Raw genomic sequence first — 13,470 nt, forward strand, 5'->3', positions numbered from 1 at the left:
TGCGTTGAGCTAACCGATACTAATGAACCGTGAGGCTTAACCTTACAACGCCGAAGATGTTTTGGCGAAGAGACGACACATTCAAATTTCAGCCTGATACAGATTTAACAGAATTTGCCTGGCGGCTTTAGCGCGGTGGTCCCACCTGACCCCATGCCGAACTCAGAAGTGAAACGCCGTAGCGCCGATGGTAGTGTGGGGTCTCCCCATGTGAGAGTAGGGAACTGCCAGGCATCAATCAGAAGAACCCCGTACCGAAAGGTGCGGGGTTTTTTGCTTTTGTTTTTCACCCTCTCCTTGAAACTTTCTCACCTTCCGCTTGCAGACTCGACATTCATAACGTTTCTGGGTATCGTTAGCTATCTGGATGTCTAAACGTTTATACGTATGCTGTGAGGATATAAAGTTATGCCGATTCGGGTGCAGGACGAGCTACCAGCCGTCAATTTCTTGCGTGAAGAAAACGTCTTCGTCATGACGGCTTCGCGTGCGACAGGTCAGGAAATTCGCCCGCTGAAGGTGCTTATTCTCAATCTGATGCCAAAAAAGATCGAAACAGAAAACCAGTTCCTGCGTCTTCTGTCGAACTCCCCGCTGCAGGTCGATATTCAGCTGCTGCGAATCGATGCTCGTGAGTCACGTAATACGCCTTCTGAGCATCTGAACAACTTCTACTGCAACTTCGATGACATTCAGGGTGAAAACTTCGATGGACTGATTGTGACCGGCGCGCCGCTCGGTCTGGTTGAATTTAACGATGTCGCCTACTGGCCGCAGATCAAACAGGTTCTGGAGTGGGCAAAAGATCACGTCACGTCGACATTGTTTGTCTGTTGGGCGGTACAAGCCGCACTGAATATTCTTTATGGCATCCCCAAGCAAACCCGCACTGAAAAGCTCTCCGGCGTATACGAACACCACATTCTTCATCCACATGCGTTGCTGACGCGCGGTTTCGATGACTCTTTCCTGGCCCCACATTCTCGCTACGCCGATTTCCCGGCCCAGCTGATTCGTGATTACACCGATCTGGAGATCCTGGCCGAAACGGAAGATGGAGATGCTTACCTGTTTGCCAGCAAGGATAAGCGCATTGCTTTTGTGACCGGGCATCCTGAGTACGATCCGCATACCCTCGCGTCAGAGTATTTCCGTGATGTCGAAGCGGGGCTTAATCCGGATGTACCGTACAACTATTTCCCGAAAGACGATCCGCAAAACAAACCGAGAGCAACCTGGCGCAGCCACGGGAATTTGCTTTTCACTAACTGGCTCAACTATTACGTCTACCAGATAACGCCATACGATCTGCGTCACATGAATCCGACGTTGGAGTAATCTTCTGCACTAAACGATCCTAAAGCGTTTCAGCTATTCAAATCAGGCACCTTCGGGTGCTTTTTTTATTTCCGAAATATCACTCATCGTTCGATCCAACTTTAATCTCAATTAAATCAATTAATTAATTGCAATTATAAATTAAAATGGAAATTGTTTTTGATTTTAGAAAAAATATAGATAGTCTTAATTCTGCTGAGCGAAAACTACCCAACGATCTTTCGTTCGCATCGGGAGCGTGATTTTGGATCTTTGATGAGGAGCAGAGTAATGACTCAACAGGCAACGACGGTCGATGAACTGGCCTTTACCCAGCCGTATGGCGAGCAAGAACAGCAGGTTTTGACGGCGGAAGCGGTAGAATTTCTGACTGAACTGGTGACACGCTTTACGCCGCAGCGTAATAAGTTGCTGGCGGCACGCATTCATCAGCAGCAGGAAATTGACGATGGCAAGTTGCCTGGATTCATTTCGGAAACCGCTTCCATTCGTCGTGGTGAGTGGAAAATCCGCGGTATCCCTGAAGATTTACAGGATCGTCGCGTTGAGATCACCGGTCCGGTAGAGCGCAAAATGGTAATCAACGCCATGAACGCCAACGTTAAAGTTTTCATGGCCGATTTTGAAGACTCACTGGCGCCAGACTGGAACAAAGTTATCGACGGGCAGATCAATCTGCGCGACGCCGTGAACGGTACCATCAGCTATACCAATGAAGCCGGCAAAATTTACCAGCTCAAACCGAACCCGGCGGTGCTGATCTGTCGCGTACGCGGCCTGCACCTGCCTGAAAAACATGTCACCTGGCGTGGGGAAGCCATTCCGGGCAGCCTGTTTGATTTCGCACTCTATTTCTTCCACAACTACAAGAACCTGCTGGCAAAAGGCAGCGGTCCCTATTTCTATCTGCCAAAAACGCAGGCCTGGCAGGAAGCGGCCTGGTGGAGCGAGGTGTTCAACTACGCGGAAGATCGTTTCAACCTGCCGCGCGGCACCATCAAGGCCACGCTGCTGATTGAAACGCTGCCAGCCGTGTTCCAGATGAATGAAATTCTGCACGCCCTGCGTGACCACATTGTCGGCCTGAACTGCGGACGCTGGGACTATATTTTCAGCTACATCAAAACCCTGAAAAACTATCCCGATCGCGTACTGCCGGATCGCCAGGTTGTGACCATGGATAAACCGTTCCTGAGCGCCTACTCGCGTCTGCTGATCAAAACCTGCCACAAGCGCGGTGCCTTTGCGATGGGTGGCATGGCGGCATTTATTCCGAGCAAAGACGCAGAGCGCAACAATCAGGTACTCAACAAGGTGAAAGCCGACAAAGAGCTTGAAGCCCGTAACGGTCACGATGGCACGTGGATTGCCCATCCCGGCCTGGCCGATACGGCGATGGATGTCTTCAACCGCGTACTCGGCGACAACAAAAACCAGCTGTTTGTCACGCGTGAAGACGATGCCCCAACGGCTGAAGAACAGCTGCTGGCACCGTGTGCGGGCGAGCGTACGGAAGAGGGCATGCGTGCCAATATTCGCGTCGCCGTGCAATACATCGAAGCGTGGATCTCCGGTAACGGCTGCGTGCCGATCTATGGCCTGATGGAAGATGCCGCGACGGCGGAGATCTCACGTACCTCCATCTGGCAGTGGATCCACCATCAAAAAACGCTCAGCAACGGCAAGCCGGTGACCAAATCTCTGTTCCGCCAGATGCTGGCCGAAGAGATGCGGGTGATCCAGGACGAGCTGGGCGAACACCGCTTCAGCAGCGGACGTTTTGACGACGCTGCGCGCCTGATGGAGCAAATCACCACATCAGATGACTTAATCGACTTCCTGACCCTGCCGGGCTACCGCTTCCTGGCGTAACTCACCACATAACAATATGGAGCATCTGCACATGAAAACCCGTACCCAACAAATCGAAGAGTTAAAGAAAGAGTGGACACAACCGCGCTGGGAAGGTATCCGCCGTCCTTACAGCGCGGAGGAAGTGGTGAAATTACGCGGCTCGGTCAACCCGGAATGCACGCTGGCCCAAAATGGCGCGGCGAAAATGTGGAAGCTGCTGCACGGTGGCTCTAAAAAGGGCTATATCAACAGCCTCGGCGCGTTGACCGGCGGTCAGGCACTGCAGCAGGCGAAGGCCGGTATTGAGGCTATTTACCTCTCCGGCTGGCAGGTCGCGGCGGACGCCAACCTGGCCTCCAGCATGTACCCGGATCAGTCACTCTATCCGGCCAACTCCGTGCCGTCGGTCGTGGATCGGATCAACAACACCTTCCGCCGTGCGGATCAGATCCAGTGGGCTGCCGGTATCGAACCCAACGATCCGCGCTTCATTGACTACTTCCTGCCGATCGTCGCGGATGCGGAAGCGGGCTTCGGCGGCGTGCTGAACGCCTTCGAGCTGATGAAATCGATGATTGAGGCCGGTGCAGCGGCCGTTCACTTCGAAGACCAGCTGGCGTCAGTGAAGAAATGCGGACACATGGGCGGTAAGGTGCTGGTTCCAACGCAGGAAGCTGTTCAGAAGCTGGTTGCCGCTCGTCTGGCTGCTGACGTGCTTGGCGTGCCAACGCTGGTGATTGCCCGTACCGATGCGGACGCGGCGGACCTGATCACCTCTGACTGCGACCCGTACGACAGCGAGTTCATCACCGGCGAGCGTACCAGCGAAGGTTTCTACCGTACCCACGCCGGCATTGAACAGGCGATCAGCCGCGGCCTGGCGTACGCGCCTTACGCGGATCTGGTCTGGTGTGAAACCTCCACGCCGGATCTGGCGCTGGCAAAACGTTTTGCCGACGCAATCCACGCGAAATACCCGGGCAAACTGCTGGCCTACAACTGCTCGCCGTCCTTCAACTGGCAGAAAAAGCTGGATGACAAAACGATCGCCAGCTTCCAGCAGCAGCTGTCCGACATGGGCTACAAATACCAGTTCATCACCCTGGCGGGTATCCACAGCATGTGGTTCAACATGTTCGACCTGGCGCACGCTTACGCGCAGGGCGAAGGTATGAAGCACTATGTTGAGAAGGTGCAGCAGCCGGAGTTTGCGGCGGGCAAAGACGGTTACACCTTCGTGTCTCACCAGCAGGAGGTGGGAACCGGCTACTTCGATAACGTGACCACAATTATTCAGGGCGGGACCTCCTCCGTCACCGCCTTAACGGGTTCAACGGAAGAAGCACAGTTCTAATCTTTTCCCCCTCTCCCCTCTGGGGAGAGGGTTGGGTAAGGGGAATATATGTCGCGTGGCCTGGAATTACTGATTGCCCAAACTATTTTGCAGGGCTTCGATGCCCAGTATGGTCGTTTTCTTGAAGTGACATCCGGCGCGCAGCAGCGCTTCGAACATGCAGACTGGCATGCGGTTCAGCAGGCCATGAAGCAGCGTATCCATCTCTACGACCACCACGTGGGTCTGGTGGTGGAGCAACTGCGCTGTATTACCGACGGTAAAAGCCCGGACGCGGAATTTTTACTGCGCGTGAAAGAACACTACACCCATTTATTACCCGACTACCCGCGCTTCGAGATTGCGGAGAGCTTTTTCAACTCCGTCTATTGCCGGTTATTTGACCACCGCTCATTATCTCCTGAGCGGTTATTTATCTTCAGCTCCCAGCCCGAGCGACGCTTTCGAACCATTCCACGTCCGCTGGCGAAAGATTTCTTTCCCGATCGCGGATGGGAAAAGCTCCTGCACCGCGTGCTAACGGATCTGCCGCTGCGCCTGCCCTGGGAGAATAAAACCCGGGATATCGGTTATATCCACGCGCATCTCAACGAAACCTTCGGCGCGGAGGTGCTCAGCCACAGCCATTTGCAGGTTGCCAACGAGCTTTTTTACCGTAATAAAGCCGCCTGGCTGGTGGGCAAACTGCTTACGCCGACCGCCATTGTGCCGTTTCTGTTACCGATCCACCGTACCGACGACGGGGAACTGTTTGTCGATACCTGCCTGACCACCAGCGCCGAGGCCAGCATCGTGTTTGGCTTCGCCCGCTCCTATTTTATGGTCTACGCCCCGCTGCCTGCCGCGCTGGTGGAGTGGCTGCGCGAGATCCTGCCGGGCAAAACCACCGCCGAGCTGTATATGGCGATTGGCTGCCAGAAGCACGCCAAAACGGAAAGCTACCGGGAGTACCTGCGCTATGTCACCATGGCCGACGAGCAGTTTATCGAAGCGCCAGGCATTCGCGGTATGGTCATGCTGGTGTTTACGCTGCCGGGCTTCGACCGGGTATTTAAGGTGATTAAAGACCGGTTCGCGCCGCAGAAAGAGATGACCGCCGAGCATGTCCGCGCCTGCTATCAGCTGGTTAAAGAGCACGATCGCGTCGGGCGCATGGCGGATACTCAAGAATTCGAAAACTTTGTGCTGGATAAACAGCAGATCGACCCGGCGCTCATGGCACTGTTAATGCAGGAAGCCCCGGCGAAAATCACCGATCTTGGCGACAAAATCGTGATTAGCCATCTCTACATTGAACGCCGTATGGTGCCGCTGAATATCTGGCTGGAGCAGTCCGACGGTCAGGCTTTACGAGACGCCATTGAAGAATACGGCAACGCGATTCGCCAGCTTGCCGCCGCCAATATTTTCCCGGGTGACATGCTGTTTAAAAACTTCGGCGTCACCCGGCACGGGCGGGTGGTGTTCTACGATTACGATGAAATTTGCTACATGACCGAAGTGAACTTCCGCGATATCCCACAGCCCCGCTACCCGGAAGATGAGCTCTCCGGTGAGCCGTGGTACAGCGTCTCGCCGGGCGATGTGTTTCCGGAGGAGTTTCGCCACTGGCTGTGCGCCGACCCGCGCATCGGGCCGCTATTCGAAGAGATGCATGAGGATCTGTTCCGTGCCAGCTACTGGCGTGGACTGCAAACACGGATCAAAAATGGGCATGTCGAAGATGTGTACGCCTACCGCCGCAAGCAGCGGTTTAGCATCCGGTTTTCAGAGGGCATCATGTAGGCCGGGTAAGGCGAAGCCGCCACCCGGCAAAGCGATCTTAACGAATCCCACCGTACGCCAGCGTCACCTCTTTCGCCGCCTTAATCACCAGCGCACCCAGCTCGGTCACGCGGTCATCGGTCATGCGTGAAATCGGACCGGAGATGGAGATCGCGGCAAACGGCTCGCGGTGCTCGTCAAAAATGCAGGCCGCGAGGCAGCGCAGGCCCAGGGCATGTTCTTCATCATCAAACGAATAGCCGCGCTTGCGGGTCAGGGCCAGATCTTCTTTCAGATGCACCGGCGACACCAGCGTGGCGTGGGTATAGGCATGCAGACCTTTACGGTGCAGTAGCCCCGTCACCTGCTCCTCGCTCAGCTGGGAGAGAAACGCTTTCCCCGCCCCGGACGCGTGCATCGGCAGCTTGCCGCCAATCGGTGCGGACATGCGCATCAGCTGCGTGCACTGCACCTGGTCGATGATAATCGCCTGGTGGTCGCTCTGGTCCAACACCGCCAGGTTTACGGTCTCGCCGGAATCTTCCATCAGCTTGCGCAGAATCGGGTGCACAATCGCCAGCAGGTTGCGGCTCTGCAGGAAGCTGCTGCCAACGATAAACGCATGCGCGCCCACCGCCCAGTGCCCCAGCTCGCCCACCTGGCGCACAAAGCCCAACTGCTGCATGGTGGTCAGCAGGCGGTGCGTCGTGGAGTTCGGCAGGCCAGCCTGCTGGGCCAGTTCCGTCAGGGCCACGCTGCTGTGCGACTCGGCTATCCACTCCAGCAGCTTCAAACCGCGGGTGAGCGATTGAACCTGTCCGCCCTGTTGTGCGGCGGTGGTGGCAGCAGGTTTTCTGCCGCGTTTAGCGGGAACGGTCGCGACCATGACGATCTCCTTTTTCTGTATCGTGGAAATCATTTTCGTTTTATTTGGTGAATTTGCAACCGTTATCCTGACTGATCGGAGGAGTGATGGTGAACATGTCTCATGTTACCGCTGTGCGCCTTTTCCACCCTGCGAGATTGTGCCAGTATGGAACGCAGCCTTTTGGCCTTGTTGAGCGTTGTCGGGAGCAAGTGTGAGCAGCAAAGTAGAGCAACTGCGTGCGCAGTTAAATGAACGAATTCTGGTGCTGGACGGCGGCATGGGCACCATGATCCAGGGCTATCGTCTGAGTGAAGACGATTTCCGCGGCGAGCGCTTTGCCGACTGGCCGTGCGATCTGAAAGGGAACAACGACCTGCTGGTGCTCAGCAAGCCGTCCGTTATTAAGGATATCCACAACGCCTACTTCGAAGCGGGTGCGGATATCGTTGAAACCAACACCTTCAACTCGACAACCATCGCCATGGCGGATTACCAGATGGAATCCCTGTCGGCGGAGATCAACTTTGAGGCCGCGAAGCTGGCCCGCGCCTGCGCGGACGAATGGACGGCCCGCACGCCGGATAAACCGCGCTACGTTGCCGGGGTGCTTGGCCCGACGAACCGCACCGCGTCGATTTCACCCGACGTGAACGACCCGGCGTTTCGTAACATCTCCTTTGACCAGCTGGTGGCGGCCTACCGTGAATCGACCAAAGCGCTGGTGGAAGGCGGTTCCGATCTGATCCTGATTGAAACGGTATTCGACACCCTTAACGCCAAAGCCGCGATTTACGCGGTGAAAGAGGAGTTCGAGGCGCTGGGCGTTGACCTGCCGATCATGATTTCCGGCACCATCACCGACGCCTCGGGCCGCACCCTGTCCGGCCAGACAACCGAAGCGTTCTATAACTCTCTGCGTCACGCCGAAGCGCTCTCCTTTGGCCTCAACTGCGCGCTGGGGCCAGATGAACTGCGCCAGTACGTGCAGGAGCTTTCCCGTATCGCGGAATGCTATGTCACGGCGCACCCGAATGCCGGTCTGCCGAATGCCTTTGGTGAATACGATCTCGATGCCGCCACCATGGCGGCGCAAATCCGCGAGTGGGCAGAGTCTGGCTTCCTGAACATCGTCGGCGGCTGCTGCGGCACGACGCCGGAGCATATCGCTGCCATGAGCAACGCCGTGGCCGGGCTGCCGCCGCGCAAGCTGCCCGAGCTTCCGGTTGCCTGTCGCCTTTCCGGCCTTGAGCCGTTGACCATCGGCGACGATAGCCTGTTTGTGAACGTAGGTGAACGTACTAACGTCACCGGTTCTGCAAAGTTCAAACGTCTGATCAAAGAAGAGAAATACAGCGAAGCGCTGGACGTTGCCCGCCAGCAGGTGGAAAGCGGCGCGCAGATTATCGATATCAACATGGATGAGGGGATGCTCGACGCCGAAGCGGCGATGGTGCGTTTTCTCAACCTGATTGCCGGTGAGCCGGACATTGCCCGCGTGCCGATCATGATCGACTCCTCCAAGTGGGAAGTTATCGAAAAAGGGCTGAAGTGCATTCAGGGTAAAGGCATCGTCAACTCTATCTCAATGAAAGAGGGTGTCGATATCTTTATCCACCACGCGAAGATGGTCCGCCGCTACGGTGCCGCCGTGGTGGTGATGGCCTTTGATGAAGTCGGCCAGGCGGATACCCGCGAACGCAAAATTGAAATTTGCCGCCGGGCGTACAAAATTTTAACCGAAGAGGTGGGCTTCCCGCCGGAAGACATCATCTTCGATCCGAACATTTTCGCCGTCGCGACCGGGATTGAAGAGCACAACAACTACGCCCAGGACTTTATCGGGGCGTGTGAAGACATCAAGCGCGAACTGCCGCATGCGCTGATCTCCGGCGGCGTGTCGAACGTGTCGTTCTCGTTCCGCGGCAACGACCCGGTGCGTGAAGCGATCCACGCAGTGTTCCTCTACTACGCCATCCGCAACGGAATGGACATGGGGATCGTTAACGCCGGGCAGCTGGCAATTTACGACGACCTCCCTGCCGAGCTGCGCGATGCCGTCGAGGACGTGATCCTTAACCGCCGCGACGACGCCACCGAGCGCATGCTGGACCTGGCGGAGAAATACCGCGGCAGCAAATCGGATGAGGCGGCAAACGTTCAGCAGGCCGAGTGGCGTTCCTGGGACGTGAAAAAGCGTCTGGAATACTCGCTGGTCAAAGGCATTACCGAATTTATTGAGCTCGATACCGAAGAGGCGCGTCAGCAGGCCGCCCGCCCGATTGAGGTGATCGAAGGTCCGCTGATGGACGGCATGAACGTGGTCGGCGATCTGTTCGGTGAGGGCAAGATGTTCCTGCCGCAGGTGGTGAAATCCGCCCGCGTGATGAAGCAGGCGGTGGCCTATCTGGAGCCCTACATCGAAGCCAGCAAAGAGAAAGGCTCCAGTAACGGCAAAATGGTTATCGCTACCGTGAAGGGCGACGTGCACGACATCGGCAAGAATATCGTCGGCGTGGTGCTGCAGTGTAATAACTACGAAATTATCGACCTGGGCGTGATGGTCCCGGCGGATAAAATCCTCAAGACCGCGCGCGAAGTGAACGCCGACCTGATTGGCCTCTCCGGGCTGATTACGCCGTCGCTGGACGAAATGGTCAACGTGGCAAAAGAGATGGAGCGACAGGGCTTTACCATTCCGCTGCTGATTGGCGGGGCGACCACCTCGAAAGCGCACACGGCGGTGAAAATCGAGCAGAACTACAGCGGCCCGACGGTCTACGTGCAGAACGCCTCACGCACGGTAGGCGTGGTTTCCGCGCTGCTCTCCGACACCCAGCGCGACGATTTTGTGGCGCGCACCCGCAAAGAGTACGAAACCGTCCGCATCCAGCATGGCCGCAAGAAACCGCGCACCCCGCCTGTTTCACTTCAGGCGGCGCGCGATAACGATCTGGCCTTCGACTGGTCCAGCTATACGCCGCCGGTGGCACATCGTCTCGGTGTGCAGGACGTGACCGCCAGCATCGAGACGCTGCGCAACTATATCGACTGGACGCCGTTCTTTATGACCTGGTCGCTGGCGGGTAAATATCCGCGCATCCTGGAAGATGAGGTGGTTGGCGAGGAGGCGAAGCGCCTGTTTAAAGATGCCAACGACATGCTCGACACGCTGAGCGCAGAGAAAACCCTTAACCCGCGCGGCGTGGTGGGCCTGTTCCCGGCGAACCGCGTGGGTGACGATGTAGAAATCTACCGCGATGAAACCCGCACCCACGTGCTGGCGGTCAGTCGCCACCTGCGCCAACAAACGGAGAAAGTGGGCTTCGCCAACTACTGCCTGGCCGATTTCGTCGCGCCTAAGTTAAGTGGTAAAGCGGACTATATCGGCGCCTTTGCGGTAACCGGTGGTCTGGAAGAAGATGCGCTGGCGGACGCGTTCGAAGCGCAGCACGATGATTACAATAAAATCATGGTGAAAGCGATAGCCGACCGCCTGGCGGAAGCCTTCGCCGAGTACCTTCACGAGCGCGTGCGCAAGGTGTTCTGGGGCTATGCGGCCAATGAGAACCTCAGCAACGAGGAGCTGATCCGCGAAAATTACCAGGGCATTCGCCCGGCGCCGGGATACCCGGCCTGTCCGGAACACACCGAAAAAGGCACCATCTGGAAACTGCTGGACGTAGAAGCGCATACAGGTATGAAGCTCACCGAGTCGTTCGCTATGTGGCCGGGGGCGTCCGTCTCCGGGTGGTACTTCAGCCATCCGGACAGCAAGTACTTTGCGGTGGCGCAGCTCCAGCGCGATCAGATCGAAGACTATGCCCTGCGTAAAGGGATGAGCGTGTCAGAAGTGGAACGTTGGTTGGCGCCAAATCTGGGCTACGACGCGGATTAAAAACACTTTTCCTTACAACAAACAGGGCGCTCATAGGGCGCCCTGTCTCTTTCTTACGTTTAAACCCTTATACTGAACCCAGGGAAAACGAATAACGATAAGGAGGACCCCCTTCCGTGTTGACGTTGTTACACCTGCTCTCCGCGGTCGCCTTGCTCGTATGGGGCACCCATATTGTCCGTACCGGCGTGATGCGCGTGTTTGGCGCACGCTTACGTACCGTTCTCAGCAGCAGCGTTGAGAAGAAGCCGCTCGCCTTCTGCGCGGGCATTGGCGTAACGGCACTGGTTCAGAGCAGTAACGCCACAACCCTGCTTGTCACCTCTTTTGTGGCGCAGGATCTGGTGGCGCTGGCCCCGGCGCTGGTGATTGTGCTGGGTGCCGACGTGGGAACCGCGCTGATGGCGCGTATCCTGACGTTCGATCTCTCCTGGCTGTCGCCGCTGCTGATTTTTCTCGGCGTCATCTTCTTCCTCGGCCGCAAACAGACGCGCGCCGGGCAGCTCGGGCGCGTAGGGATTGGCCTGGGGTTGATCCTGCTCGCACTGGAGCTGATTGTGCAGGCAGTCACGCCTATCACCGAGGCCAACGGTGTTCAGGTCATCTTCGCCTCTCTGACCGGGGACATCATGCTGGACGCGCTTATTGGCGCGGTGTTTGCCATCGTCAGCTACTCCAGCCTGGCGGCGGTCCTGCTGACGGCCACGCTTACCGCCGCAGGGGCGATCTCCTTCCCGGTGGCGCTGTGTCTGGTGATCGGGGCTAACCTCGGCTCGGGCCTGCTGGCGATGCTCAATAACAGCGCCGCCAATGCCGCCGCCCGCCGCGTGGCGCTTGGCAGCCTGCTGTTTAAGCTGGTGGGTAGCCTGATTATCCTGCCCTTTATCCACCCGCTGGCGAACCTGATGGACAACCTCCCGCTGCCGAAGGCGGAGCTGGTGATCTATTTCCATGTGTTCTACAACCTGGTGCGCTGTCTGGCGATGGTGCCGTTTGCTGGGCCGATGGCCCGCTTCTGCGAACGACTCATTCAGGACGAGCCGGAGCTGGATGCGCGTCTGAAACCGAAGCACCTGGATACGTCCGCGCTGGATACCCCGGCGCTGGCGCTGGCGAATGCCGCGCGCGAGACGCTGCGCATGGGCGACGCAATGGAAACCATGCTCGAAGGGTTGCAGAAGGTGATGCACGGCGAGCCGCGTGAAGAGAAAGAACTGCGCAGATTAGCGGACGATATCAACGTGCTCTATACCGCCATCAAGCTTTATCTGGCGCGTATGCCGCAGGACGAGCTGGCGGAAGAGGAGTCCCGCCGCTGGGCGGAAATCATTGAGATGTCGCTTAACCTTGAGCAGGCCTCAGATATTGTTGAGCGTATGGGCAGCGAGATCGCCGACAAATCGCTGGCCGCGCGTCGGGCGTTTTCAGGTGAAGGCCTGAAGGAGCTGGAAGCGCTGCACGAACAGCTGGTCAGCAACCTCAAGCTGGCGATGTCGGTGTTCTTCTCCAGCGACGTGCCGAGCGCGCGCCGCCTGCGCCGCAATAAGCATCGTTTCCGCATCCTCAACCGCCGCTACTCGCACGCCCACGTTGAGCGTCTGCACCAGCAGAACGTGCAGAGTATCGAGACCAGTTCACTGCATCTGGGGTTACTGGGGGATATGAAACGCCTCAACTCGTTGTTCTGCGCGGTGGCGTACAGCGTGATGGAACAGCCGGATGAAGATGACGAGCGGGATGAATATTAATCTCCGGCGTGTTTGATTGTTAGCCCCAGACCCAATGCTTTCATGACCGCCAGAGTGGTTTTAAGCGTTGGGTTTCCTTTATCACTGAATGATCGATACAGTTGCTCTCGTGATAGGCCAGTTTGCTGTGAAATGGTCGACATTCCTTTCGCGCGCGCGATGACGCCCAGCGCTTTAGCAATATACGCTGAGTCGCCAGTTTCTAATGCATCAGCCATAAATACGGCAATTTCCTCGTCATCCACCAGCGCGTTTGCTGGATCGTAGGGTGTTAATTTATGCATGCTCATTCACTCCTGCCATTGGGATACATTGCTCAGCATTTTTGCCACAAGTATGTCTCTGGCCTGGCTGCTTTTGTCACCACCACATAACAGCACGATGATGCAATTGCCTTGTTCTTTAAAATAGATTCTGTAGCCCGGACCAAAGTGGATCCTCAGTTCACTTATACCTTCGCCCACGGGTTTAACGTCGCCCGCTAAGCCATTTGCTAACCGAAAGAGGCGAGAAGCGATAATGGTCTTCGCTCGCCGATCTTTTAAGTTTTGCTCCCAGCGTCGGAAGGATTCTGTCTGAACAATCTCCTTCATATTACTCCCTGTAATTTATAAACTACAAATAATTGTTTCTGGAGAGTAAAACTAAA

At 56.6% G+C, this 13,470-nt stretch carries 9 protein-coding genes and 1 rRNA gene; 7 read left to right on the plus strand and 3 right to left on the minus strand.

Annotation, left to right across the window (positions count from 1 at the left end; all coding sequences use genetic code 11):
* The first annotated feature begins 117 nt into the window (after positions 1-117).
* From rrf to aceK, 5 genes are all read left to right on the plus strand, one after another.
* Positions 118-233 (plus strand): 5S ribosomal RNA (gene rrf / locus FU672_RS17550).
* Positions 234-408: 175 nt separating this feature from the next.
* Entirely contained in the window at positions 409-1,338 is a 930-nt protein-coding gene (metA, locus tag FU672_RS17555) for a homoserine O-acetyltransferase MetA (protein WP_024906663.1), read from the plus strand.
* A 270-nt stretch (positions 1,339-1,608) separates the two neighbouring features.
* On the plus strand, positions 1,609-3,210 hold the full coding sequence (gene aceB, locus FU672_RS17560) for a malate synthase A (RefSeq protein ID WP_148244214.1): 1,602 nt from the start codon (positions 1,609-1,611) through the stop codon (positions 3,208-3,210).
* A 31-nt stretch (positions 3,211-3,241) separates the two neighbouring features.
* A complete protein-coding gene (gene aceA / locus FU672_RS17565; RefSeq protein WP_023334117.1) occupies positions 3,242-4,546 on the plus strand; it encodes an isocitrate lyase in 1,305 nt (434 codons plus the stop codon).
* Positions 4,547-4,594: 48 nt separating this feature from the next.
* Positions 4,595-6,331 carry a bifunctional isocitrate dehydrogenase kinase/phosphatase gene (gene aceK, locus FU672_RS17570; RefSeq protein WP_148244215.1) on the plus strand — a complete coding sequence of 579 codons (1,737 nt, stop codon included), beginning with the start codon at positions 4,595-4,597 and terminating at the stop codon, positions 6,329-6,331.
* 37 nt (positions 6,332-6,368) lie between these two features.
* On the opposite strand, the gene iclR is transcribed toward aceK, so the two are convergent.
* The gene (gene iclR / locus FU672_RS17575) at positions 6,369-7,196 is read right to left on the minus strand and encodes a glyoxylate bypass operon transcriptional repressor IclR (RefSeq protein WP_072250767.1); all 828 of its coding nucleotides are present in this window, start codon (positions 7,194-7,196) and stop codon (positions 6,369-6,371) included.
* A gap of 193 nt (positions 7,197-7,389) precedes the next feature.
* On the opposite strand from iclR, the gene metH reads away from it, so the two are divergent.
* Both metH and FU672_RS17585 read left to right on the plus strand, forming a co-directional pair.
* Positions 7,390-11,073: a methionine synthase gene (metH, locus tag FU672_RS17580; protein WP_148244216.1), complete on the plus strand. Its 3,684-nt coding sequence runs from the start codon at positions 7,390-7,392 to the stop codon at positions 11,071-11,073.
* A gap of 116 nt (positions 11,074-11,189) precedes the next feature.
* Complete coding sequence (locus tag FU672_RS17585) at positions 11,190-12,821, plus strand: Na/Pi cotransporter family protein (protein WP_148244217.1); 1,632 nt, start codon at positions 11,190-11,192, stop codon at positions 12,819-12,821.
* Here FU672_RS17585 and FU672_RS17590 read toward each other — a convergent pair.
* Together FU672_RS17590 and FU672_RS17595 are read right to left on the minus strand one after the other, a co-directional pair.
* Positions 12,818-13,105 (minus strand): addiction module antidote protein, encoded by a 288-nt coding sequence (locus FU672_RS17590; protein ID WP_033144375.1) that lies wholly within the window; start codon positions 13,103-13,105, stop codon positions 12,818-12,820. The genes FU672_RS17585 and FU672_RS17590 overlap by 4 nt on opposite strands.
* 6 nt (positions 13,106-13,111) lie before the next feature.
* Positions 13,112-13,414 (minus strand): type II toxin-antitoxin system RelE/ParE family toxin, encoded by a 303-nt coding sequence (locus FU672_RS17595; protein WP_148244218.1) that lies wholly within the window; start codon positions 13,412-13,414, stop codon positions 13,112-13,114.
* Between the last annotated feature and the right edge of the window lie 56 nt (positions 13,415-13,470).

The organism is Enterobacter asburiae (assembly GCF_008080435.1).
Classification (GTDB): Bacteria; Pseudomonadota; Gammaproteobacteria; order Enterobacterales; family Enterobacteriaceae; genus Enterobacter; species Enterobacter asburiae_C.